General features: G+C 58.1%; 21 protein-coding genes. 16 read left to right on the forward strand and 5 right to left on the reverse strand.

Translation table 11 applies throughout. The features are described 5' to 3' along the window. Nucleotides 1-187: 187 nt before the first annotated feature. Both lolA and JFT81_RS05025 read right to left on the reverse strand, forming a co-directional pair. On the reverse strand, nucleotides 188-808 hold the full coding sequence (gene lolA, locus JFT81_RS05020) for an outer membrane lipoprotein chaperone LolA (RefSeq protein WP_008087013.1): 621 nt from the start codon (nucleotides 806-808) through the stop codon (nucleotides 188-190). A gap of 67 nt (nucleotides 809-875) precedes the next feature. Beyond that, entirely contained in the window at nucleotides 876-3,284 is a 2,409-nt protein-coding gene (locus JFT81_RS05025; protein WP_201226362.1) for a DNA translocase FtsK, read from the reverse strand. A gap of 296 nt (nucleotides 3,285-3,580) precedes the next feature. Here JFT81_RS05025 and trxB point away from each other — a divergent pair, with 296 nt between their 5' ends. The 4 genes from trxB to infA all read left to right on the forward strand — a co-directional run bounded on the left by trxB (nucleotide 3,581) and on the right by infA (nucleotide 6,380). Further along, nucleotides 3,581-4,540: a thioredoxin-disulfide reductase gene (trxB, locus tag JFT81_RS05030; protein WP_201226363.1), complete on the forward strand. Its 960-nt coding sequence runs from the start codon at nucleotides 3,581-3,583 to the stop codon at nucleotides 4,538-4,540. A gap of 63 nt (nucleotides 4,541-4,603) precedes the next feature. After that, nucleotides 4,604-5,284 (forward strand): leucyl/phenylalanyl-tRNA--protein transferase, encoded by a 681-nt coding sequence (gene aat, locus JFT81_RS05035; protein ID WP_201226364.1) that lies wholly within the window; start codon nucleotides 4,604-4,606, stop codon nucleotides 5,282-5,284. Nucleotides 5,285-5,341: 57 nt separating this feature from the next. Beyond that, complete coding sequence (locus tag JFT81_RS05040) at nucleotides 5,342-6,049, forward strand: arginyltransferase (RefSeq protein ID WP_201226365.1); 708 nt, start codon at nucleotides 5,342-5,344, stop codon at nucleotides 6,047-6,049. A 112-nt stretch (nucleotides 6,050-6,161) separates the two neighbouring features. Beyond that, nucleotides 6,162-6,380, forward strand: coding sequence for a translation initiation factor IF-1 (gene infA, locus JFT81_RS05045; protein ID WP_002553999.1), 219 nt, complete (start codon nucleotides 6,162-6,164; stop codon nucleotides 6,378-6,380). 1,380 nt (nucleotides 6,381-7,760) lie between these two features. On the opposite strand, the gene clpA is transcribed toward infA, so the two are convergent. After that, nucleotides 7,761-10,031, reverse strand: coding sequence for an ATP-dependent Clp protease ATP-binding subunit ClpA (clpA, locus tag JFT81_RS05050; protein WP_201226366.1), 2,271 nt, complete (start codon nucleotides 10,029-10,031; stop codon nucleotides 7,761-7,763). A gap of 30 nt (nucleotides 10,032-10,061) precedes the next feature. Continuing rightward, complete coding sequence (gene clpS / locus JFT81_RS05055) at nucleotides 10,062-10,445, reverse strand: ATP-dependent Clp protease adapter ClpS (RefSeq protein WP_011334948.1); 384 nt, start codon at nucleotides 10,443-10,445, stop codon at nucleotides 10,062-10,064. A 225-nt stretch (nucleotides 10,446-10,670) separates the two neighbouring features. Between clpS and JFT81_RS05060 the strand changes: the two genes are divergently transcribed. Continuing rightward, nucleotides 10,671-10,955, forward strand: coding sequence for a cold shock domain-containing protein (locus JFT81_RS05060; RefSeq protein WP_201226367.1), 285 nt, complete (start codon nucleotides 10,671-10,673; stop codon nucleotides 10,953-10,955). Nucleotides 10,956-11,018: 63 nt separating this feature from the next. Here the strand turns inward: JFT81_RS05060 and icd are convergent, their stop codons facing one another. Then, nucleotides 11,019-12,275, reverse strand: a complete 1,257-nt coding sequence (gene icd, locus JFT81_RS05065; RefSeq protein WP_201226368.1) for an NADP-dependent isocitrate dehydrogenase — start codon at nucleotides 12,273-12,275, stop codon at nucleotides 11,019-11,021. 481 nt (nucleotides 12,276-12,756) lie between these two features. Between icd and JFT81_RS05070 the strand changes: the two genes are divergently transcribed. The 11 genes from JFT81_RS05070 to JFT81_RS05120 all read left to right on the forward strand — a co-directional run bounded on the left by JFT81_RS05070 (nucleotide 12,757) and on the right by JFT81_RS05120 (nucleotide 25,209). Beyond that, nucleotides 12,757-14,982 carry an NADP-dependent isocitrate dehydrogenase gene (locus JFT81_RS05070; RefSeq protein ID WP_201226369.1) on the forward strand — a complete coding sequence of 742 codons (2,226 nt, stop codon included), beginning with the start codon at nucleotides 12,757-12,759 and terminating at the stop codon, nucleotides 14,980-14,982. A gap of 179 nt (nucleotides 14,983-15,161) precedes the next feature. Then, a complete protein-coding gene (locus JFT81_RS05075) occupies nucleotides 15,162-15,608 on the forward strand; it encodes an NUDIX hydrolase (protein ID WP_201226370.1) in 447 nt (148 codons plus the stop codon). A gap of 59 nt (nucleotides 15,609-15,667) precedes the next feature. After that, nucleotides 15,668-16,792 carry a tRNA 2-thiouridine(34) synthase MnmA gene (gene mnmA, locus JFT81_RS05080; protein WP_003223826.1) on the forward strand — a complete coding sequence of 375 codons (1,125 nt, stop codon included), beginning with the start codon at nucleotides 15,668-15,670 and terminating at the stop codon, nucleotides 16,790-16,792. Further along, nucleotides 16,789-17,412: a high frequency lysogenization protein HflD gene (hflD, locus tag JFT81_RS05085; RefSeq protein ID WP_122854414.1), complete on the forward strand. Its 624-nt coding sequence runs from the start codon at nucleotides 16,789-16,791 to the stop codon at nucleotides 17,410-17,412. Before mnmA ends, hflD begins: the two co-directional genes overlap by 4 nt. Nucleotides 17,413-17,539: 127 nt before the next feature. Continuing rightward, nucleotides 17,540-18,910, forward strand: coding sequence for an adenylosuccinate lyase (purB, locus tag JFT81_RS05090; RefSeq protein ID WP_201226371.1), 1,371 nt, complete (start codon nucleotides 17,540-17,542; stop codon nucleotides 18,908-18,910). Between the two features lie 86 nt (nucleotides 18,911-18,996). Beyond that, entirely contained in the window at nucleotides 18,997-20,166 is a 1,170-nt protein-coding gene (locus JFT81_RS05095; RefSeq protein WP_201226372.1) for a cupin domain-containing protein, read from the forward strand. Next, entirely contained in the window at nucleotides 20,159-20,584 is a 426-nt protein-coding gene (locus JFT81_RS05100) for a GNAT family N-acetyltransferase (RefSeq protein ID WP_016987414.1), read from the forward strand. Before JFT81_RS05095 ends, JFT81_RS05100 begins: the two co-directional genes overlap by 8 nt. Nucleotides 20,585-20,911: 327 nt before the next feature. Then, nucleotides 20,912-21,664, forward strand: coding sequence for a secretin N-terminal domain-containing protein (locus tag JFT81_RS05105; RefSeq protein ID WP_201226373.1), 753 nt, complete (start codon nucleotides 20,912-20,914; stop codon nucleotides 21,662-21,664). A 474-nt stretch (nucleotides 21,665-22,138) separates the two neighbouring features. Continuing rightward, nucleotides 22,139-23,464, forward strand: a complete 1,326-nt coding sequence (aceA, locus tag JFT81_RS05110) for an isocitrate lyase (RefSeq protein ID WP_201148381.1) — start codon at nucleotides 22,139-22,141, stop codon at nucleotides 23,462-23,464. 646 nt (nucleotides 23,465-24,110) lie between these two features. After that, nucleotides 24,111-24,524, forward strand: a complete 414-nt coding sequence (locus JFT81_RS05115; protein WP_003223812.1) for an NADH-quinone oxidoreductase subunit A — start codon at nucleotides 24,111-24,113, stop codon at nucleotides 24,522-24,524. Between the two features lie 10 nt (nucleotides 24,525-24,534). Beyond that, nucleotides 24,535-25,209, forward strand: a complete 675-nt coding sequence (locus JFT81_RS05120) for an NADH-quinone oxidoreductase subunit B (protein WP_103306792.1) — start codon at nucleotides 24,535-24,537, stop codon at nucleotides 25,207-25,209. The last annotated feature ends 41 nt before the right edge of the window (nucleotides 25,210-25,250 follow it).

The raw sequence follows: 25,250 nt of genomic DNA on the forward strand, positions 1-25,250 counted from the left end.
TTCTGAACCCCGGTGGAACCCTGTGGCGAGGGGATTTATCCCCGTCCGGCTGCGAAGCAGTCGTAAGACCATTCTACGCGGTACGTCTGACTCAACCGGGTTGCAGGTTTTGGGGTTGCTTCGCAGCCCAACGGGGATAAATCCCCTCGCCACAAAAAGCCCCTTGGCAACGCCACTGGTCCGGGATTTATTCCTGGATCACGTCCGCACCCTTGGGGATGTCGAACTTGAATTTCGAGGCTGGCACTGGTTCGTTGGCCTTGACCCCGGTGAACAGGATGTTGGTGCGCTGGCCGACACTGTCGATCAGTTGCATGTCATTGAGCAGACCGTTGCGGAACGACAGGCGCAGGTTGTCGAACAGGGTGTCCTTGGTCTTCGGCTTGAGGGTGAAGTCGATCACGCCGCCCGCCTCTTTCGCGCTGATGTCGAAGCTCTGGCTGATCTTCGACACGTCACCGGACAGCAGCAGCGCCGGGGTCTGGGTCAGACGCTCGTCGAGCTTCTTGATGGTCGCCTGTTCCAGATCCGGATCCCACAGGGTGACCTTCTTGCCGTCGGAAACCATGGTCTGCTCGGCCGGCGCATTGGTGTGCCAGTAGAACAGGCCCGGACGCTGCAGGGTCATGTCGCCGGTAGTTTCCTGCAACTGAGTGCCGCTGCCATCGAGGGTCAGCTGCGAAAAGTTCGCGCTCAGGGTCTTGGATGTTTCCAGCAGTTGGGTCAGACGAGCCACGTCCTTGTCATCGGCGTGGGCCGTGAGTGTGGTCAAAGCCAATACTGGCAGCAGCATGCGGATAAGACGCATGGGAGTCCTCTTGAATACTCGTTGGGAGAGCGGCGGCACATCATTGTCCCGCCTCTTGCTTTTGCAATCAGTCGCGTACCGGGCCCGGAGCCAGGACTTCACGCGAACCGTTGGTGTTCATTGATGTGACGACCCCAGCCATTTCCATGGCTTCGATCATCCGTGCCGCGCGGTTGTAACCGATCTTCAGCTTGCGCTGCACAGCGGAAATCGAGGCGCGACGGCTTTCCAGCACGAACTGCACGGCTTCGTCGTACAGCGCGTCGGTTTCAGGATCATCGCCATCGCCGCCACCGCTGCTGCCTTCAAAACCGCTGCCCGCCTCTTCGACACCGTTGAGGATGTCGTCGTTGTATTCCGGTGCGCCGCGCAGTTTCCACGCCTCGACCACACGGTGAACTTCTTCATCGGACACGAACGCACCGTGAACGCGGATCGGCAGGCTGGTGCCTGGCGGCATGTAGAGCATGTCACCGTGGCCGAGCAGTTGTTCGGCACCGCCCTGATCGATGATCGTACGGGAGTCGATCTTGCTCGACACCTGGAACGCCATGCGCGTCGGAATGTTGGCCTTGATCAGACCGGTGATCACGTCAACCGACGGCCGCTGGGTCGCAAGGATCAAGTGAATACCGGCGGCACGCGCCTTCTGAGCGATACGGGCGATCAGTTCTTCGACCTTCTTGCCGACGATCATCATCATGTCGGCGAATTCGTCGACGACCACGACAATGGTCGGCAGCTTGGTCAGCAGCGGCGCTTCGTCGTGGATGCTTTCGCGCTTGTACAACGGATCAGTCAACGGTTCGCCGGCGTCCTGGGCTTCCTTGACCTTGGCGTTGAAGCCGGACAGGTTACGCACGCCCATTTTCGCCATCAGCTTATAGCGGCGCTCCATCTCGGCAACGCTCCAGCGCAGGGCATTGGCGGCGTCCTTCATGTCGGTCACGACCGGGCAGAGCAAGTGCGGAATGCCTTCGTAGATCGACAATTCCAACATTTTCGGGTCGATCATGATCAGCTTGGCGTCTTCCGGCCCAGACTTGAACAGGATCGACAGGATCATCGCGTTCACGCCCACCGATTTACCGGAACCGGTGGTACCGGCCACCAGCAAGTGCGGCATCTTCGCCAGGTCGGTGATGACCGGTTTGCCACCGATATCGTGCCCCAAGGCCAAGGTAACCGGCGATTTGAAGTTGTCGTACTCGGGCGTCGACAGCACTTCGGAGAAGCGCACGATCTGCCGGTCTTCGTTCGGGATCTCGATACCGACCGTGGTCTTGCCTGGAATCACCTCAACCACACGCACACTGGTCACCGCCAGGGAACGAGCAAGGTCTTTCGCCAGGTTAGCGATACGGCTGACTTTGACGCCGGCCGCCGGCTGGATTTCGTAACGGGTAATCACCGGGCCCGGATGGATCGAATCCACCGTGACCTCGACGCCGAACTCCTTGAGTTTGATCTCCAGCAAGTGGCCGACCGCTGCCAGGGATTCCGGCGAGTAATTGAGTTGTTTCTTTTCCGCAGGATCGAGAATCGAGATCGGCGGCAAAGTGCCTTCAACGGCGCTGTCGACGAACAACGGCGCCTGCTTCTCTTTTTGCACGCGCTTGCTTGGCTCCGGCGCCTTGACCGGCGCCGGGGCGATGACTGGCGGGACCTGCTTCTCGCGGTCGGACATGTGCTTGCTCAGCGCCTGCTCACGTTCGATCAGGCGTTCTTTGACTTTGGCCTGCTCACGCTTGTCAGTCACCGTCGGTGCGACCACATCGTGCACGCGGTCATCGACTTCACGCAGTTGCGCGACCAGTTGTTTGCGTTCGGTACGCGCCGACCACCAGCGATTGAGCGCGCCCTGAAACAGCTCGAACAGGTCGAGGGTGATCTTGCCGGTAATGTCCATCACCTTGAACCACGACAGGTCGGTAAACACCGTCAGGCCGAACAGGAACAGCGCAATGAACAGCAATGTGCTGCCCTGAATGTTCAGCGCATTCTTCGCCAGATCGCCAAGGCTCTCGCCCAAAGCGCCACCAGCACCTGCCGGCAGACCGGTCGCGGCATGGAAATGGATGTGCGCCAGCGCAGCGCCGGACAGCACCAGAAACACCAGACCGATCAGGCGCCAGGAGAACAGCCAGCCGCTCCACTGCCACGGTTCATGGCGCTGACGGAAGATCTGATAGGCCTTGATCGCCAGCAGCAACGGGAAGATGTAAGCGAAATAACCCAACACCATGAACAGAATATCGGCGCTGTAGGAGCCCGCCGGGCCGCCGAAGTTCTGCACGTCGTCGATCTTGCTGTTGTGGCTCCAGCCCGGATCGTCCTTGCCATAGGTCAGCAAGGCCATCATCAGGAACAGGCACAAGGCGCCAATGGCGATCAATGCACCTTCCTTGAGCCGGTAGTGCAACTGTTGGCGCCAGAGCGGAACGACTGTTTTGGGTGCTGCGGTGGATTTCTTCAAAACGCTACTTTTCCTGCGCCCGAGGCGCGTCCATCTATTGAATGACGATAAAAAACTGCCCAATCCAGGCAGGTAAAAAGTTGACGGGCACAACTGAGACTACTTTTAACACTGCGCTGCAGCTTTTATAAACACGGCGCGCGGCGAATATTCTGTAACAGCCCGGCATTGTACGGGTTTGTGCGTCCGATGCCATGCTTCAAACCCCAGTGTTGAGCATAGTCAGACTCGCAGAACCTGCGACTCAATTTGAGCATGCATTACCTTTTGTGACAAAGGCTTATGAGGTGTATTTGATGAACGTAGCGAAGCATTCACGCTTGATCATTCTCGGCTCTGGCCCTGCAGGCTACAGCGCCGCCGTCTATGCCGCCCGCGCCAACCTCAAACCCGTGGTCATCACCGGGCTACAGGCCGGTGGCCAGCTCACCACGACCGTCGAAGTCGACAACTGGCCCGGCGACGTCGAAGGCTTGACCGGCCCGGTGCTGATGGAGCGCATGCAGAAACACGCTGAACGCTTTGCCACAGAGATCGTTTACGACCACATCCACACCGCCAAGTTGCAGCAACGCCCGTTTGAACTCATCGGCGACAGCGGCACTTACACCTGTGACGCGCTGATCATCGCCACTGGCGCCTCGGCGCAGTATCTTGGCCTGCCCTCGGAAGAGGCCTTCGCCGGCAAGGGTGTTTCCGCTTGCGCGACCTGTGACGGCTTTTTTTACCGCAATCAGGTTGTCGCCGTAGTCGGTGGCGGAAATACCGCCGTCGAGGAGGCACTGTACCTGTCGAACATCGCCAAGGAAGTGCACCTGATCCATCGGCGCGACAAATTGCGCTCGGAGAAAATCCTCCAGGACAAACTCTTCGAGAAAGCCGCCAACGGCAATGTCCGCCTGCACTGGAACCAGAATCTCGACGAAGTGCTCGGCGATGCCAGCGGCGTCACCGGCGCCCGCCTGCGCGACAGCCATACCGGCGCAACCCGCGAAATGGCCTTGGCAGGCGTGTTCATCGCTATCGGTCACAAACCCAACACCGACCTGTTCCTGGGCCAGTTGCCAATGCACGACGGTTATCTACGGATCAAGGGCGGCAGCGACGGTGACGCCACCGCTACAGAGATCCCCGGGGTGTTTGCCGCCGGCGACGTCGCCGACCATGTCTACCGCCAGGCCGTGACCTCGGCCGGCGCCGGTTGCATGGCCGCACTCGATGCCGAGAAGTATCTGGACGACATTCCGGTCATTTAACGGCACACTTTAGCGCGGGCCAAACGGCCCGTACCGCCCTCCCCTTCTGCAAGCCTGGATGCCATGCTGACTTGGTTACAACGTAATTCCCTGACGTTTCCGCCACTGGAAAAGGCCATGCGCGAGCCCAACGGATTGCTCGCTGCGGGCGGCGATCTGTCCGCCGATCGATTGATCCAGGCTTATCGCCATGGTTGTTTCCCATGGTTCTCTGAAGGCCAGCCAATTCTCTGGTGGTCGCCGGATCCGCGCACAGTGCTGTTTCCCGACGAACTGCATGTCTCGCGCAGCCTCGGCAAATTACTGCGCCAAGAACGTTACCAGGTCACCTTCGATCAGGACTTTGACGCGGTGATCCGCGCCTGCGCCGCGCCACGGGACTACGCCGACGGCACCTGGATCACCGAAGCCATGCAGAATGCCTACATTGAATTGCATCGACGCGGGTTCGCCCATTCTGTGGAAGTCTGGGATCAAGGCGAACTGGTCGGCGGACTTTATGGCTTGGCGATGGGCCAGCTGTTTTTTGGTGAATCCATGTTCAGTCGCGCCGATAACGCTTCCAAATATGGCTTCGCCACCCTGGTGCGCCACTTGAAAGACTCGGGTTTTGTGTTGATCGACTGCCAGATGCCGACCGATCATCTGCACAGTCTCGGTGCGCGGGCGATACCCCGCCACGCATTCGCGGACTATCTGGCCCGGCACCTCGATCAACCCAATCACGCCACTTGGGTTTGCTGAGCGACTTTTGCGCGCGTGGCTTACACTTAATTCACCAGCTTATCCCGAGGGTTGATCATGACCGAGTTGGCGCGTCTGAAGTTCTATGCCACTCAGCCTCACTCTTGCAGTTATCTGCCGGAGGAGCAGGCCACGACCCTGTTTCTCGATCCGAGTCAGCCCATGGATGTGCATGTCTACGCAGACCTGTCGGAAATGGGCTTTCGTCGCAGCGGCGATCATCTGTATCGACCTCATTGCCAGAACTGCAATGCGTGCGTGCCCGCGCGCATTCCGGTGGCGCAGTTCACCCCCAATCGTCAGCAGAAGCGTATTTTCAAGCGCAATGCCGATTTACAGGTGCGCCCGGCCAAACCCAAATTCAGCGAAGAATATTTCGATTTGTACCAGCGCTACATAGAGCAGCGCCACGCCGATGGCGATATGTACCCGCCGAGCCGTGATCAATTCTCGACTTTTCTGGTGCGCGACCTGCCCTTCTCGCGGTTTTATGAATTCCGACTCGACGGACGGTTGCTGGCGGTGGCGGTGACCGATTTGCTCCCTAACGGTTTGTCAGCGGTGTACACGTTTTACGAACCTGATGAAGAGCGCCGTAGCCTGGGGCGCTACGCGATCCTTTGGCAGATACGCGAAAGCCAGCGCCTGGGGCTTGAGGCGGTTTACTTGGGGTACTGGATCAAGAACTGCAAAAAGATGAATTACAAAACCCAATATCGCCCTATCGAATTGCTGATTAATCAGCGCTGGGTCATCCTCAACTGAACTCAAGCCGTAAACCCCTTGGCGTAAACCCCATTTTTCGGGCACAATGCACGCCGCTTTTGCCTGGCGCAGTTGCACCGGGCCATTCATTGGATACCGAGGGCTTTACTGCATGTCGAAAGAAGACAGCTTCGAAATGGAAGGCACTGTCGTCGACACCCTGCCCAACACCATGTTTCGTGTGGAGTTGGAAAATGGGCACGTCGTAACCGCGCATATTTCCGGCAAGATGCGCAAGAACTACATTCGTATTCTTACCGGTGACAAAGTGCGCGTCGAGCTGACGCCCTATGACTTGAGCAAAGGGCGCATTACTTACCGCGCTCGTTAATCAAGTCAATACAAGACGCCCGGTTTATGCCGGGCGTTTTTGTATGTGGGGTTTGGGTTTGGGTTTGGGTTTGGGTTTGGGGCATATCCGTTTTTTCGGGTGCTGCCGCTGGCGGTTTCGCTCTTACAGCGAGTCACCTTTTCCAAACGCCGAAAAGGTAACCCAAAAGGCTTGGCCCCGGCGTACGGCACTTCGCTGAGGCTCAGTGTTCCCTCGCTACGGTGTCCATCCGGGGGCATCGCCTACGGTTTGCTGCGCTGCACCTCCTCTCGATGTGTTTGGCTTCGCCAAACGGCGCTGCGCGCCTACCCCCCGGATGAACACCTCCGCTCGGCCTGCCGAAGGGGCAAAAAATCAAAAGCCAAAGCAAGATCAAAAGCCAGCGCCAGATCAAAAATCGCGGGCTTTGGCAGCTGAGGGGCTTGGCGGGTAAGCCGTGATAACCAATGTAGGAGCTGCCGAAGGCTGCGATCTTTTGATTTGTTTGTCTTTGGGGTTGGTGGGTTGGGGGCATATCCGTTTTTTCGGGTGCTGCCGCTGGCGGTTTCGCTTTTACAGCGAGTCACCTTTTCCAAACGCCGAAAAGGTAACCCAAAAGGCTTGACCCCGGCGTACGGCACTTCGCTTAGGCTCAGTGTTCCCTCGCTACGGTGTCCATCCGGGGGCATCGCCTACGGTTTGCTGCGCTGCACCTCCTCTCGATGTGTGCGGCTACGCCGCACGGCGCTGCGCGCCTAATCCCCGGATGAACACCTCCGCTCGGCCTGCCGAAGGGGCTGAAGATCAAGAGCCCCTCACCCTAGCCATCTCCCGGAGGGAGAGGGGACTGATCGAGGTGTTTGGGAGAGGTACGCTGACGTGCGATATCGCGTTGAACTCAGACTTGAAAAGCATACCAATCGTCCCCCTCTCCCTCGGGAGAGGGCTAGGCGGGCGGCGTTCCGATGAGAGGCAAATCCACAGCAAATCCAAAGCCGAATACCCGTGCTCTTCACCACTCAATAGGCCGAGTGTCAGCTCGCCTGCTTTTGATCCTGATCCACGGGCGACGTCGGAAGGCTGAGTGGAGGGATTGATCCGGGCGTGGGAGCGCAGCGACCGTTTGGCGTAGCCAAACACAGCGAGAGGAGGTGCAGCGCAGCAAACCGTAGGCGCTGCGCTCGGATCGATCCCGGAGCGAAGGAACCCCGAGCCCCAGCGAGCGGGCCGAACGTAGGAGCAAGCGTTTTTTGCTTACTTTTTTTGGCGTTTGAAAAAAAGTGAGTCGCCGTAAGGGCGAAACCGTAATAAGCCACCACCGCAGCAACGGATATACACCCAAAACCCAAAAACACCAGACAACAAAAAGGCGCCCGAAGGCGCCCTCTTGATCTACAGCCGTCAGGCCATTTCCGCGGTAGTCTCGAAGTCGAAGGTCATCTCGCCATCCTTGATGTCGATGTGAACCACGCCGCCATGCTCGGCCAACTCGCCAAACAGAATCTCCTCCGCCAACGGGCGCTTGATCTTGTCCTGAATCAAACGCGCCATCGGACGTGCGCCCATCGCCGAATCATAACCACCCGCCGCCAGCCAACTGCGCGCAGCATCGGTCACTTCCAGCAACACACGCTTGTCTTCCAGTTGCGCCTGAAGCTCGGTAAGGAACTTGTCCACCACACTTTTGATGACCTCATGACTGAGGCGACCAAACTGGATAATGGTGTCCAGACGGTTACGGAATTCCGGCGTGAAGCTCTTCTTGATCACTTCCATCGCATCAGACGAGTGGTCCTGATGGGTGAAACCGATCGAAGCACGGGCTGCCGTTTCGGCACCGGCGTTGGTCGTCATGATCACGATCACATTGCGGAAGTCCGCCTTGCGCCCGTTGTTATCGGTCAGCGTACCGTGGTCCATCACCTGCAACAGCAGGTTGAAGACTTCCGGGTGCGCCTTCTCGATTTCATCGAGGAGCAGTACGCAGTGCGGCTGCTTGGTGATCGCTTCGGTCAACAAACCACCCTGATCGAAGCCGACATAACCAGGAGGTGCACCGATCAGACGCGATACGGTGTGACGCTCCATGTACTCGGACATGTCGAAACGCACCAGTTCGATGCCCAACGCCTTGGCCAATTGCCGCGCCGCCTCGGTTTTACCCACACCGGTCGGCCCTGCGAACAGGAACGAACCCACAGGCTTGTCAGGCGACTTGAGGCCCGCACGGGACAGCTTGATCGCGGTCGACAGCGAATCGATCGCCGCGTCCTGACCAAACACCGTCAGCTTGAGGTCGCGCTCAAGGTTACGCAGCAACTCCTTGTCGGAGCTGGTCACGTGCTTCGGAGGAATACGCGCAATCTTCGCCACGATGTCTTCGACGTGCGGCACTTCGATGCGTTTGGCACGCTTCTCGACCGGTTGCAGACGCTGGTAGGCACCCGCCTCGTCGATCACGTCGATGGCCTTGTCCGGCATATGCCGGTCATTGATGTAACGCGAGGCCAGTTCAGCAGCCGCACGCAACGCCTCATCGCTGTATTCGATGTTGTGATGCTGTTCGAAACGCCCTTTCAGACCGCGCAGGATACCAATGGTGTCTTCCACCGACGGCTCGACGACATCGACCTTCTGGAAGCGCCGTGCGAGCGCACGATCCTTCTCGAAGATGCCGCGGAATTCCTGGAACGTGGTCGAGCCGATGCAGCGAATGTCGCCAGACGACAGCAGCGGCTTGAGCAGGTTCGAAGCATCCATGACACCACCGGACGCAGCACCCGCACCAATAATGGTGTGAATTTCGTCGATGAACAGGATCGCTTGCGGACGTTTTTTCAGTTCATTGAGCAGCGCCTTGAAGCGCTTCTCGAAATCACCGCGATACTTGGTGCCCGCGAGCAGAGCACCCAGATCAAGGGAATAAACAACGCTGCCGGCCAGCAGGTCAGGTACCTGGTTGTCGACAATGCGCTTGGCCAGACCTTCGGCAATCGCGGTTTTACCCACGCCAGCCTCGCCTACCAGCAGCGGATTGTTCTTGCGACGACGCGCCAGAATCTGCGCGACACGCTCGACTTCCATTTCGCGACCGACCAGCGGATCGATACGACCCTGGCGCGCGAGTTCGTTGAGGTTGCTGGCATAAGCATCCAGAGGATTGCCTGAAGAAGAAGACTCACCGCCCTCGTCGTCCTGCATATCTTGTTCACCTTCAGAGTGATCGCCATGCCCCGGCACTTTGGAAATGCCGTGAGCGATATAGTTGACGACATCGATGCGCGCGACGCTCTGCTGTTTCAGCAGAAACACCGCCTGACTCTCTTGCTCACTGAAGATTGCAACCAGCACGTTGGCGCCGGTTACTTCGCGTTTGCCCGAGCTCTGTACGTGGAACACAGCACGTTGCAGTACACGCTGGAAGCCCAGAGTTGGCTGGGTTTCGCGATCTTCGTCATGAACGGGGATCAATGGCGTGGTGGAGTCGATGAACTCCTGCAGATCATGCTTGAGTTTGTCGAGGTTTGCGCCGCAGGCACGCAAAACGGTGGCGGCAGCCTCATTGTCCAATAGGGCCAGCAAAAGGTGTTCGACGGTCATGAATTCATGACGCTTCGAACGAGCCTCCTTGAAGGCAAGATTGAGGGTGACTTCGAGCTCGCGGTTTAACATAGCTTCACCTCATACCCAAGTGGTCGGCGATTAACCGTCCTTCTCGATTTCACAGAGTAGCGGATGCTGGCTTTCCCTGGCGTACTGGTTGACCTGCATTGCCTTTGTCTCGGCGATGTCGCGGGTAAACACTCCACATACTGCCCGTCCTTCTGTGTGGACGGCCAGCATGACCTTGGTCGCCAGCTCGCGATTCAGGTTAAAAAACACCTCGAGCACTTCGACGACGAAATCCATCGGTGTGTAGTCATCGTTGAACAAAACCACCTTGTACATCGGCGGCGCCTGTAACGCAGGCTTTGCTTCCTGAACAGCAACGCCTGCCGAATCGTCGTCGTGCTCCTGTGGAAGATCCTTTTGGAGAAGCGGGCGATCCTGATTGAATGTTAGTCGAATCTGGCTGATTGCATGCATGGGAAAGAAAGGTTCGTCAGTTGTGCAAATACAGTGGTGGGGGCGGCTGTTCACGTTTTCAACTCCGACTGCCCGGTCAGCTTGACTATCGGGAAAACGGTGTTACAACCAATAGAGCCCACAGTGGGTAAAAAAGATCCGCGGAGTCAATTCTTTTAACGAATTAGATTGCGGATGAATTGGATGATACTCCAGCGATGGAGTCTGTTGCAGAGGGATTTGAGCATGGCTGTCGGCAAGGTGAAATGGTTCAACAATGCCAAGGGATTCGGCTTTATCAATACCGACGCCCGCGAAGGACGTGATGAGGACGGCAAAGACATTGATTTCTTTGCGCACTATTCGGCCATTGAAATGGACGGGTACAAAACCCTCAAGGCTGGACAAGACGTGAACTTCGAAATCGTCCAAGGCCCCAAAGGCTTGCACGCGGTGAAGATTACTGCAGCGATGCCTGTTGCTAGCCTGGCGGCCGCACCTGCCCTTCACCCGGAAGAGGTGTCAAGTTGACGCGACCGGTCACCCAGTCATGAAAAAACCGCCCGAAGGCGGTTTTTTTTGTACCTGTCTTTCTTACATGTGCGAGATCAGCGCATCGCCGAAGCCCGACGACGACACCAGTTTGGCCCCGTCCATCAGACGCTCGAAGTCATAGGTCACGGTCTTGGCCGAAATAGCGCCGTTGGTGCCCTTGATGATCAGATCCGCCGCTTCGATCCAGCCCATGTGGCGCAGCATCATCTCTGCCGAGAGAATCAGCGAGCCCGGGTTGACCTGATCCTTGCCGGCGTACTTCGGCGCGGTACCGTGGGTCGCTTCGAACATTGCCACGGTATCGGACAGGTTGGCGCCCGGGGCGATACCGATACCGCCTACTTCTGCCGCCAGCGCGTCAGACAGATAGTCGCCGTTGAGGTTGAGGGTCGCGATCACATCGTATTCGGCCGGGCGCAGCAGGATCTGCTGGAGCATGGCGTCGGCGATGGCATCTTTGACCACAACGTTCTTGCCGGTTTTCGGGTTTTTGAACTGCATCCACGGACCGCCATCGAGCAGGGTCGCGCCGAACTCTTCGGCAGCCACTTCGTAGGCCCATTCCTTGAAGGCACCTTCGGTGAACTTCATGATGTTGCCTTTGTGCACGATGGTCAGCGAATCGCGGTCATTGTCGACCACATATTGCAGAGCCTTGCGCGCCAGACGCTTGGTGCCTTCCAGCGATACCGGCTTGACGCCGATGCCGCAGTTTTCGTCGAAACGGATCTTGGTGACGCCCATTTCTTCTTTGAGGAATTTGATGACTTTGGTGGCTTCCGGCGAGCCGGCCTTCCACTCAATGCCTGCGTAAATGTCTTCGGAGTTCTCGCGGAAAATGGTCATGTCGACATCGCCAGGCTTTTTCACCGGGCTAGGCACGCCTTCGAACCAGCGCACCGGGCGCAGGCAGACGTACAGGTCGAGTTGCTGACGCAGGGCGACGTTCAGTGAGCGAATGCCGCCACCGACCGGGGTGGTCAGCGGGCCTTTGATGGAGACCACGTAATCCTTGACTGCATCGAGGGTTTCCTGAGGCAGCCAGGTGTCCTGGTCGTAAACCTGAGTGGCTTTTTCCCCGGCGTAGACTTCCATCCAGGAAATCTTGCGCTTACCGCCGTATGCCTTTTGAACTGCAGCATCGACAACCTTGATCATCACCGGGCTGATGTCGACACCAATGCCGTCACCTTCGATGAAGGGGATGATCGGGTTATCAGGAACATTGAGAGAATGGTCTGCATTGACGGTGATTTTGTCGCCGACGGCTGGAACCTGAATCTTCTTGTAACCCATGCTGAACTCCATTGTTTGGATTGAACATCTGGCTTGGTTCGAGCGTAACCCAGTTAAATCAACACGCAAACCCTCTGTTCCCGGCATTCGCACAACTCGTTTCGTACAAGCCTGAAAGCAAAGGGAAAAGCGCCAATCTCAAGCATTCTCGGCGACTCTACGCGCCACCCCGACCTGCGACCTTTAGACCAATGGACGAGATTGGTTGCATATGAACCATCGGCAGATTGCCAGCTACCTATGTATAATGCCGTCCGCTGACCACAGGGTCACGACGGCTGGCCTCTCTAGAACGAGACTTTCCGCCTGATTGGTCGGGTTGTTACCGCAGCCTGACTGCTTGACGCTCTACTGATGCACCCAACATCACCGCGAAGAATCTCGACATTCGGTTCATGGATGACTTTGAACGAACGCGCTTACCCGGCGCCCCTCGAGTTTCTGCGCACGCTTTAGCAAAGAAGAGAGAGTTAATCCGAATATGCCCACCCGCTCGAAGATCATCTATACCTTCACCGACGAAGCTCCAGCCCTCGCCACCTATTCCCTGCTGCCGATCATCGAGGCTTACACCGCCTCGGCCGATATCGCCGTGGAAACCCGCGATATCTCTCTTGCAGCGCGTATTCTGGCCAGCTTCCCCGAGCAACTGGGCGACAAAGCCGTAGCCGACCACCTCGCCGAACTGGGCGACCTGGCCGTTACGCCTGAAGCCAACATCATCAAGCTGCCGAACATAAGCGCTTCGGTGCCGCAGCTGCAAGCCGCGATCAAAGAACTGCAAGCTCAGGGTTACAACCTGCCGGACTACCCGGAAACCGTGACCAGCGACGCCGACAAAGACGCCAAGGCGCGTTACGACAAGGTCAAAGGCAGCGCCGTGAACCCGGTTCTGCGCGAAGGCAACTCTGACCGTCGCGCTCCGCTGTCGGTCAAAAACTACGCTCGCAAGCACCCGCACAAAATGGGCGCCTGGGCCAAAGACTCCAAGTCCCACGTTGCTCACATGAGCACCGGCGATTTCTACGGCAGCGAAAAAGCTGCCCTGATCGACGCCGCTGACGCTGTGAAGATCGAACTGATCGCTAAAGACGGTACCGCTACCGTCCTGAAAGAAAAAACCACCGTTCAGGCCGGCGAGATCCTCGACTGCGCCGTGATGAGCAAAAACGCTCTGCGTGCGTTCATCGCTGCTGAAATCGAAAGCGCCAAGGCCCAGGGCGTGCTGCTGTCGGTTCACCTGAAAGCGACCATGATGAAGGTCTCCGACCCAATCATGTTCGGCCAGATCGTTGCCGAGTTCTATAAAGACGCGCTGACCAAGCACGCTGACGTGCTGGCCCAGATCGGCTTCAACCTGAACAACGGCATCGGTGATCTGTACGCACGCATCAAGGCCCTGCCGGCCGAGCGGCAAGCACAGATCGAAGCTGACATGGCTGCGGTCTATGCCGCTCGCCCATCGCTGGCGATGGTCAACTCCGACAAAGGCATCACCAACCTGCACGTGCCGAGCGACGTTATCGTCGACGCTTCGATGCCAGCGATGATCCGTGACTCCGGCAAGATGTGGGGCACCGACGGTCAGTTGCACGACACCAAGGCTGTGATCCCGGATCGTTGCTACGCGACCATCTACCAGGCTGTGATCGAAGATTGCAAAGCCAATGGCGCTTTCGATCCGACCACCATGGGCAGCGTGCCAAACGTTGGCCTGATGGCGAAGAAAGCCGAAGAGTACGGCTCGCACGACAAGACCTTCCAGATCAAGGCTGACGGCGTGGTTCGCGTAACCGACAGCAAAGGCACCCTGCTGATGGAGCAGGCTGTTGAAGCTGGCGATATCTTCCGCATGTGCCAGACCAAAGACGCGCCGATCCAGGACTGGGTCAAACTGGCCGTCAATCGTGCTCGCGCCAGCAGCACCCCGGCGATCTTCTGGCTCGACCCAATGCGCGCTCACGACGGCGTAGTGATCGAGAAGGTTCAGGCTTACCTGAAGGATCACGACACGGCCGGTCTGGACATCCAGATCATGGCGCCGGTCGACGCAATGAAGTTCACCCTGCAGCGCACCCGCGAAGGCAAGGACACCATTTCGGTGACCGGCAACGTACTGCGCGACTACCTGACTGACCTGTTCCCGATCATGGAACTGGGCACCAGCGCCAAGATGCTGTCGATCGTACCGCTGATGAACGGCGGTGGTCTGTTCGAAACCGGCGCCGGCGGTTCGGCTCCGAAGCACGTGCAGCAACTGGTTGAAGAGAACTTCCTGCGCTGGGACTCGCTGGGCGAGTTCCTCGCACTGGCAGCGTCTCTTGAGCATCTGGGTGTGAACTACAACAACCCGAAAGCGCTGGTGCTGTCCAAGACCCTGGATCAGGCCACTGGCCAGTTCCTCGACAACAACAAGTCGCCATCGCGCAAAGTCGGCAACATCGACAACCGCGGCAGCCACTTCTACCTGGCGATGTACTGGGCTCAGGCTCTGGCCGCCCAGACTGAAGACGCTGCACTGCAAGCGCAGTTCGCGACTCTGGCCAAGACTCTGACCGAGAACGAAGCAACCATCGTTGCCGAACTCAACGCCGTTCAGGGCAAGCCAGTCGACATCGGCGGTTACTATCACGCCAATGCCGAGCTGATCAGCAAGGCCATGCGCCCAAGCGCAACCCTCAACGCGGCGATTGCTGCGCTGGTTTAAGGTTGTAGTGGGAACATCACAAACCCCGGCCTTGTGCCGGGGTTTGTGTTTCCGAATACAACACAACCCTTGTAGGAGCAAAGCTTGCTCGCGAACCGGACACCGCGGTCTCCCTGCCTGAACCGCGGTGATACCATCGCGAGCAAGCTTTGCTCCTACATTGAATCAAGGTGGAATTTATGGAATGGCTCCCCCACATCACCGTCGCCACGATCGTCGAAGACAACGGCCGCTTCCTGATGGTTGAAGAACACAAAGCCGGACGCAACGTACTCAACCAGCCCGCCGGCCATCTCGACCCGGACGAAACCCTGATCGAAGCCGCCGTGCGTGAAACCCTTGAAGAAACCGGCTGGGACGTCGAACCCACCGGCGTCATCGGCATTTACCTGTACACCGCCCCAAGCAACGGCGTGACCTACCAGCGCGTCTGCTTCAGCGCCAAAGCCTTGAAACATCACCCCGACTACCAGCTCGACGACGGCATCGTCGGCGCCAAGTGGCTGACCCGCGAAGAATTAATGGCTCAACGCGACAACTGGCGCAGTGAACTGATCATCCGTTGCATCGACGATTATCTGGCGGGCAATCACTTCGACCTCGAACTGATCCGCCCTTCTCTTTAGCCTTGAGGCCGTGAGCCTGATAGAATCGCGTCCTTTTTCAAGACACTCATTGAATCCCTATGCGTGATCCAGCCCCTTCTGACACATCCAAGAAGCGCGTCATTGTCGGCATGTCCGGCGGCGTGGACTCTTCCGTTTCCGCTCTCCTGCTGATCGAGCAGGGTTATGAGGTGGAAGGCCTGTTCATGAAGAACTGGGAAGAAGACGACGGAACGGAATACTGCACCGCCATGGACGACCTGGCGGATGCGCAGGCTGTGTGCGACAAGATTGGTATCAAACTGCACACCGCCAACTTCGCGGCTGAATACTGGGACAACGTGTTCGAACACTTCCTGGCCGAATACAAGGCCGGGCGCACGCCGAACCCGGACATCCTGTGCAACCGCGAAATCAAGTTCAAGGCGTTCCTCGATTACGCCATGATGCTCGGCGCCGACCTGATCGCCACCGGTCACTACGTGCGCCGCCGCGACATCGATGGTCGCACCGAATTGCTCAAAGGCCTCGATCCGAACAAGGATCAGAGCTACTTCCTGCACGCCGTCGGCGGCGAACAGATCGCCAAGACCCTGTTCCCGGTCGGCGAACTGGAAAAGCCGGAAGTGCGCGCAATTGCCGAGAAATACGAACTGGCGACCGCCAAGAAGAAGGATTCCACCGGGATCTGCTTTATCGGCGAACGACGCTTCAGCGATTTCCTCAAGCAATACCTGCCGGCGCAACCGGGCGAAATCAAAACCACCGAAGGCGAAGTCATCGGCCGCCACCACGGCTTGATGTACCACACCATCGGTCAGCGTCAGGGCCTCGGCATTGGCGGCTTGAAAGACGCCGGCGATGAGCCGTGGTACGTGCTGCGCAAGGACCTGGACACCAACGAGCTGATCGTCGGCCAGGGCAACAACCATCCGTGGCTGTTCTCCAGCGCCCTGCTCGCTTCGGAAATCTACTGGGTCAACCCGATCGACCTGAGCCAGCCGTTACGCCTGACGGCCAAGGTTCGCTATCGCCAGAGCGATCAAGCCTGCACCCTGGAAAAAACCGCCAGCGGCTACCGCGCCGTGTTCGACGAACCGCAACGCGCGGTAACGCCGGGCCAATCGGTGGTGTTCTATGACGGTGAAATCTGCCTCGGCGGCGGCGTAATCGAAGTCGCCGAGCCGTGGAGCGGCCAGGCATGAGCCCGACTCAGGAGCAACTGACGGCGCTGGGCGGCGTGTTTCTGGCCGCCGTGCTGGTTGACCGGATCGCCAAGACCGGGCAGACCAGCGAAGCCGGCCTGAGCTGCATGCTCGGCAGTCTGCTGGTGCGCGACCCGAAGGACACGCTGGACGTGTACGGCGGCGACGATCTCAATTTGCGCGAAGGCTACCGCGCATTGATCGGCGCGCTTGAACGCGACCCGAGCACTTTGCAGCGCGAACCTTTGCGTTATGCACTGTCGATGCTCGGTCTCGAACGCCAACTGGCCAAACGTGACGACATGCTCGACACCATCGGCAAGCGCCTGCCGCAGATTCAGTCGCAAGTCGAACACTTCGGCCCGGCCCACGAGAACGTGGTCGCCGCCTGCGGTGCGCTGTATCAGGACACCTTGAGCACCCTGCGCCAACGCATTCAGGTGCACGGCGACATGCGCAACCTGCAGCAGCCGAGCAATGCCTCGAAGATCCGCGCCCTGCTCCTCGCCGGCATCCGTTCGGCACGCTTGTGGCGACAGCTGGGCGGTCATCGCTGGCAGTTGGTAATCAGCCGGCGCAAGCTGCTCAAAGAGCTGTATCCGTTGATGCGCAGCGAGTAAATCGCTGCGCAATAAAAGTTTTGTAGTCTGTAACGCGTAATACGCCGGTCAGTTGGCAACGGACCGGCGGATTTTTTCATGTATGATACGCGCCCCATTTCGTTGCCCGACTGTCCGAGAACACCCCATGCAGCTTTCTTCGCTCACTGCGGTTTCCCCTGTTGACGGCCGCTACGCCGGCAAAACCCAGGCCCTGCGCCCGATTTTCAGCGAGTACGGCCTGATCCGTGCCCGCGTTCTGGTTGAAGTGCGCTGGCTCCAGCGCCTGGCCGCCCACGCTGGCATCCCTGAAGTGCCAGCCTTCTCCGCCGAGGCCAACGCCGTTCTCAATGAACTGGCTGAAAACTTCTCGCTGGAGCACGCCGAGCGCGTCAAAGAGATCGAGCGCACCACCAACCACGACGTCAAAGCGATCGAATACCTGCTCAAAGAGCAGGCGGCCAAGCTGCCGGAGCTGGCCAAGGTCAGCGAGTTCATCCACTTTGCCTGCACCAGCGAAGACATCAACAACCTGTCCCACGCCCTGATGCTGCGCGAAGGCCGTGATGACGTGATGCTGCCGCTGATGCGCCAGACCGCCGAAGCCATCCGCGAACTGGCCATCCGTTTCGCTGACGTGCCAATGCTCTCGCGCACCCACGGTCAACCAGCGTCGCCGACCACTCTGGGTAAAGAGCTGGCGAACGTGGTTTATCGTCTCGAGCGTCAAATCGCTCAAGTCGCTGCCGTGCCACTGCTGGGCAAGATCAACGGCGCTGTCGGCAACTACAACGCGCACCTGTCGGCCTACCCGCAGATCGACTGGGAAGCGAACGCCCGCGCCTTCATCGAAGGCGAGCTGGGTCTGGGCTTCAACCCGTACACCACGCAGATCGAGCCGCACGACTACATCGCCGAACTGTTCGACGCGATCGCGCGCTTCAACACCATTCTGATCGACTTCGACCGTGACATCTGGGGCTACATCTCCCTGGGTTACTTCAAGCAGCGCACCATTGCTGGCGAAATCGGTTCGTCGACCATGCCGCACAAGGTCAACCCGATCGACTTCGAAAACTCCGAAGGCAACCTGGGCATCGCCAACGCACTGTTCCAGCACCTGGCGAGCAAACTGCCGATCTCCCGCTGGCAGCGCGACCTGACCGACTCCACCGTACTGCGCAACCTCGGTGTCGGCTTCGCCCACAGCGTGATCGCTTACGAAGCCAGCCTCAAAGGCATCAGCAAGCTCGAGCTGAACGCTCAGAAGATTGCTGCCGACCTCGACGCTTGCTGGGAAGTATTGGCCGAGCCGATCCAGACTGTGATGCGCCGCTACAACATCGAAAACCCGTACGAAAAACTGAAAGAACTGACCCGCGGCAAGGGCATCAGCCCTGAAGCGCTGCAGACTTTCATCGACGGCCTGGACATGCCAGCCGAAGCGAAAGCCGAGCTCAAGCAACTGACCCCGGCCAACTACATCGGCAACGCTGTAGCGCAAGCCAAACGCATCTGATCGACCGTTTGACCCGTTTGAGACGCCCGGCCGCGCCGGGCGTTTTTATTCCCGTCTGAAAAGTGCTTTTTTTCAATAGGTTACATATGAATCCCGATATTCCTCTTCAACTTCTGGGCGGCATCACGGCGCGCGAATTCCTGCGCGACTACTGGCAGAAAAAGCCACTGCTGATCCGTCAGGCAATTCCTGACTTCGAAAGCCCGATCGACGCCGACGAACTGGCCGGCCTGGCCCTGGAAGAAGAAGTCGAATCGCGCCTGGTGATCGAGCACGGCGAGCGCCCTTGGGAACTGCGTCGCGGCCCGTTCGCTGAAGACGAATTCAGCAAGCTGCCGGAAAAAGAGTGGACCCTGCTGGTTCAAGCCGTTGACCAGTTCGTCCCGGAAGTCAGCGAACTGCTGGAAAACTTCCGCTTCCTGCCGAGCTGGCGCGTCGACGACGTGATGATCAGCTTCGCCGCCCCGGGTGGCAGCGTTGGTCCGCACTTCGACAACTACGACGTGTTCCTGCTGCAAGGCCACGGCAAGCGCAACTGGAAAATCGGCCAGATGTGCGATTCCGAGAGCCCGCTGCTGCAACACGCCGACCTGCGCATCCTCGCCGAATTCCACGAAACCGAAGAGTGGGTGCTGGAACCGGGCGACATGCTTTACCTGCCGCCGCGTCTGGCCCACTGCGGTGTAGCCGTGGACAACTGCATGACCTACTCGGTCGGTTTCCGTGCGCCAAGCGCTTCCGAAGTGCTGACCCACTTCACCGACTTCCTCAGCCAGTTCCTGACTGACGAAGAGCGCTACACCGACGCCGACGCCAAGCCAGCCGTCGATCCACACCAGATTCAACATGACGCACTGGATCGCCTGAAAAGCCTGCTCGCCGAACACATGAGCGACGAGCGCCTGTTGCTGACCTGGTTCGGCCAATACATGACCGAGCCGCGTTACCCAGAGCTGGTGGTTGGCCCGGAAGACGTCGAAGAAGAAGATTTCCTCAGCGCTCTGCAAGATGGCGCCGTGCTGATCCGCAACCCGAGCGCACGCCTGGCCTGGTCGGAAGTCGATGACGATCTGCTGCTGTTCGCCAGCGGTCAGAGCCGTTATCTGCCGGGCAAACTGCGCGAACTGCTGAAGCTGATCTGCGCCGCTGACGCCCTGCACGCCGACAACCTTGGTGAGTGGCTGAATGACGAAGACGGTCGCGGCCTGCTGTGCGAGCTGGTCAAGCAAGGGAGCCTGGGGTTCGCCGATGAATAAGATTCGCGTACGTGTCGCAGACTGGCAGAAGGACATCGCCGAGATCCGGCGCATTCGTGAAACGGTGTTCATTGCCGAGCAATCGGTGCCACCTGAGTTGGAATGGGACGCGGATGACGCGACCGCCGTGCATTTTCTGGCGTTTGAAGGCGACTTTCCGATTGGCACTGCGCGCTTGCTGCCGGACGGCCACATTGGCCGGGTTTCGGTGCTGAAAGACTGGCGCGGGATGAAGGTCGGTGATGCGTTGATGCAAGCAGTGATTGCCGAAGCTGAAGCGCGCGGCTTGAAAGAGCAAATGCTCAGCGCGCAGGTGCAGGCCACGGCGTTTTATGAGCGTTTGGGCTTTAGCCTGGTCAGCGAGGAATTCCTCGAAGCCGGGATTCCGCATGTCGACATGGTTCGTCATTCGGCCTGATTGGCAGAGATCCTGGGATCCTGGGATCCCTGTGATTCTGTGATCCTGAGTTCCTGAGTTCCTGAGATCTCTGTGATTCTGTGATCTCTGGTGATTCTGTGGCGAGGGGATTTATCCCCGTTGGACTGCGAAGCAGGCCCAAGTTTTTTGGGGCTGCTTTGCAGCCCAACGGGGATAAATCCCCTCGCCACAAAGGCCCGCAAGCACATCACAAAACGCCCCGCCATTTTCGGATGCCGGGGCGTTTTGCTGTCTACGATTCAACTTGCCCCACCCCGGGCCGACAAACTGGCAATATCAAGCCTTTCGAAAGCGGAGATAACGGACATGTCCCTACGCACCCTGCTCACCACCCTGCTGCTCGCGTGCAGTTTTTCGGTGATGGCAGCCACAGAAATCGTCCCCCTCAATTACCGCACCAGCACCGACATGCTGCCGATGGCGCAGGACTTCATCGGCAAGGACGGTCAGGTCAGCGCCTACGGCAACCAACTGATCATCCAGGCCGAGCCGGACAAGATTCAGGAACTCAAGGCACTGATCACCCAGCTCGACACCGCACCCAAGCGCCTGCTGATCACCGTCGACACCAATGAAAACAACGGTCGCGGCGATGAAGGCTATTCGGTGAACGGCGCCCAGACTCGCATCATTAGCCGCAGCACCACCAGCCGCAACGGTGGTATTCAGCAAGTGCAGGCCAGTGAAGGCGCGCCCGCGCTGATTCAGGTCGGCCAAAGCGTGCCAATCACCAGCAGCCAGAGCAACTCCTACGGCGATTACAGCAGCCAGACTCAATACCGCAACGTGACCCAGGGCTTCTATGTCACTGCCAGCGTCACCGGCGACATCGTTCACCTGGCAATCAGTACCAACCGTGACCGAATGAGCCAGGAACGTCCCGATGTAGTGAACGTGCAAAGCACCGACACAACCGTCAGCGGACGCCTCGGCGAATGGATCACCCTCGCCGGCGTAAACAGCCAGACTCAGGCCGACAAACAAGGCCTGGCCCGCAGCTACTCGACTCAAGGCCGGGATGACATGACCTTGCGAGTGAAAGTCGACGCCTTGGACTAAAGCACCGAAAACTGACTGATTAGTCGTATTAGACGAAAGATGTAGTGCTTGAAAAAAAGCACTACAAAACGTTTGACGAGCCAAAAAAGCGAAGGCATGATGGCCTCGCTCCCGCTAATCAGAGGCCCTGGCAAGGGCCTTCGAAGCGATGTTCGCACCTACCCCGCGAACCGCTTCGTGTCTGTACCGCCCACAAGGTGTGTTTGACGAGGTTGCCGACTGGAACGAAGTTGTCCCGAGGGACGGAAGCGTAATTAGGTAACTCGGCATCACACTGTAGTTCGTATAAAGGCCCACGACGCCCGCATGCGCCCACAGTCCGCCACTACCTGCTCACTTCCCCTCGAGCCCATCGTTCATCCCGTCGCCTACCCCGCCAAATCCGACTTGACCACCTAAGCTTCTGGTCAGCGAGCGCAGGAATTTTCCACCGCAGAACAACTTTTCATAAAAGACGCGACGAGGTTTATCTCCATGGCACTGACACGCGAACAGCAAATTGCAGCCCTCGAAAAAGACTGGGCTGAAAACCCGCGCTGGAAAGGCGTGACACGCACTTACTCCGCTGCTGACGTCGTCCGTCTGCGTGGCTCGGTTCAACCTGAGCACACCTTTGCAAAAATGGGCGCCGAGAAGCTGTGGAACCTGGTCACCCAGGGTGCCAAGCCAGCCTTCCGTCCTGAGAAAGATTTCGTCAACTGCATGGGCGCCCTGACCGGCGGCCAGGCTGTTCAACAGGTTAAAGCCGGTATCCAGGCGATCTACCTGTCGGGCTGGCAGGTTGCTGCGGACAACAACTCCGCAGAATCCATGTACCCGGACCAGTCGCTGTACCCGGTGGATTCGGTTCCAACCGTGGTCAAGCGCATCAACAACTCGTTCCGTCGTGCTGACCAGATCCAGTGGAAAGCCGGCAAGAACCCGGGCGACCAAGGCTACATCGACTACTTCGCGCCGATCGTGGCTGACGCTGAAGCCGGTTTCGGTGGCGTTCTGAACGCTTACGAGCTGATGAAGAGCATGATCGAAGCAGGCGCCGCCGGCGTTCACTTCGAAGACCAACTGGCTTCCGTGAAAAAATGCGGTCACATGGGCGGTAAAGTACTGGTTCCAACTCAGGAAGCCGTACAGAAGCTGACCGCTGCACGTCTGGCGGCTGACGTTGCCGGTACCCCGACCATCATCCTGGCTCGTACCGACGCTAACGCTGCTGACCTGCTGACCTCCGATTGCGACCCGTACGACCAGCCGTTCGTGACTGGCGAGCGCACTCAGGAAGGCTTCTACAAGGTACGTGCCGGCCTGGATCAAGCCATCGCCCGTGGCCTGGCTTACGCGCCATACGCCGACCTGATCTGGTGCGAAACCGCCAAGCCGGATCTGGACGAAGCCCGTCGCTTTGCTGAAGCGATCAAAAAGGAATACCCGGACCAACTGCTGTCGTACAACTGCTCGCCTTCCTTCAACTGGAAGAAAAACCTGGACGACGCGACCATCGCCAAGTTCCAGCGCGAACTGTCCGCCATGGGTTACAAGCACCAATTCATCACCCTGGCCGGCATTCACAACATGTGGCACAGCATGTTCAACCTGGCGCACGATTACGCCCGCAACGACATGACTGCCTACGTGAAGCTGCAAGAGCAGGAATTCGCTGACGCCGCCAAGGGTTACACCTTCGTGGCTCACCAGCAGGAAGTGGGCACCGGCTACTTCGACGACATGACCACCGTGATTCAGGGTGGCTCGTCCTCGGTAACCGCGCTGACCGGTTCGACCGAAGAAGAACAGTTCCACTGATTCTGCTTCGCCTGAGCAAACGGCCTCTGCGGATCGTATAGAAAGCTAACCGCAGAGCCGCAAAACTGACGCCCCGACTGGTTCGGGGCGTTTTTTTGCCCACAAGAATCTCAAAGACACTACAAATCCCTTGTGGGAGCGAGCCTGCTCGCGAAGGCTTTTTGTCAGTTTGCACATGCGCCGACTGATCCACCGCTTTCGCGAGCAGGCTCGCTCCCACAGGAAAAGCGTCAGCGGCGAGACAAAACATTGATCCAGAGCGGTATGGACGTCAGAAAAATCGGCTAAAACGGGCGCCGTCGCTACTTGTTGTAACGTGCAAGTAAGACAACTTCCCAATACCCCACCCGTTAAACAGTTACAAAATCGCGCCAAACAATATTGATTATCATTTAGCAGCAACTATGCTCGTTACATTCTCAACAAAACATAATTCACTAAAACCCGGCTAATGCCCGCAACGCATGGGCTACGGGGCAGCCGAGGTGCGCTATGTCCTTATTCCAATAAATAATTTCGCTATAGGAATTTTACTTGCAGGGTGTTTAGCCATAAAATCAGCGCGATTGATTGCTGCGACATATCGTCACTGCCTTATTTCTTTATCAAGCTCAGAGACCTTTGCTCTCTGTTAAGGATTACCAGCATGCCCGAAGCGACAGGACTCATGGCCCACAACTGGGGCTTTGCCATTTTCCTTCTGGGTGTAGTCGGCCTGTGTGCCTTCATGCTCGGCGTCTCCAGCCTCCTCGGGTCAAAAGCCTGGGGCCGCAGCAAAAACGAACCGTTCGAGTCGGGCATGCTACCTACCGGTGGCGCCCGCTTGCGGCTCTCAGCCAAATTCTATCTGGTCGCGATGCTGTTCGTGATCTTCGATATCGAAGCCCTCTTTCTCTTTGCATGGTCTGTGTCCGTCCGCGAAAGCGGCTGGACCGGATTCGTCGAAGCTCTCGTTTTCATAGCAATTCTGTTGGCAGGTCTTGTCTACCTGTTCCGAGTGGGCGCCCTTGACTGGGCTCCGGAAGCTCGTCGCAAGCGGCAGGCGAAGCTGAAACAATGAGGCTTTGGCAATGCAATACAATCTCACCAGAATCGACCCCGATGCTCCTAACGAGCAGTATCCGATTGGCGAACGGGAAACCGTTTCCGATCCGTTAGAAGATCAAGTTCACAAAAACATTTTCATGGGCAAGCTGGAAGACGTGCTGAACGGTGCGGTCAACTGGGGACGTAAAAACTCCCTGTGGCCGTACAACTTCGGCTTGTCGTGCTGCTACGTGGAAATGACCACTGCCTTCACGGCGCCCCACGACATCGCGCGCTTTGGCGCCGAGGTTATCCGGGCATCGCCGCGTCAGGCCGACTTCATGGTTATCGCCGGTACCTGCTTCATCAAGATGGCGCCGATCATTCAGCGTCTCTACGAGCAAATGCTCGAGCCGAAGTGGGTTATTTCCATGGGTTCGTGCGCTAACTCCGGTGGCATGTACGACATCTACTCCGTGGTTCAAGGGGTGGACAAGTTCCTGCCGGTGGACGTCTACGTACCTGGCTGCCCGCCCCGTCCGGAAGCATTTCTGCAAGGCTTGATGCTGTTGCAGGAATCGATTGGACAGGAGCGTCGTCCGCTTTCCTGGGTCGTTGGTGATCAAGGCGTTTATCGCGCCGACATGCCTTCGCAAAAGGAACAGCGCCGCGAACAGCGAATCGCAGTCACCAACCTGCGCAGCCCTGACGAAGTCTGATCCAGATCTGTTCTTACAAAGAAACGAGAAGCTGGCTTCAT

The sequence above is a fragment of the Pseudomonas sp. TH43 genome, assembly GCF_016650635.1.
Lineage (GTDB): Bacteria > Pseudomonadota > Gammaproteobacteria > Pseudomonadales > Pseudomonadaceae > Aquipseudomonas.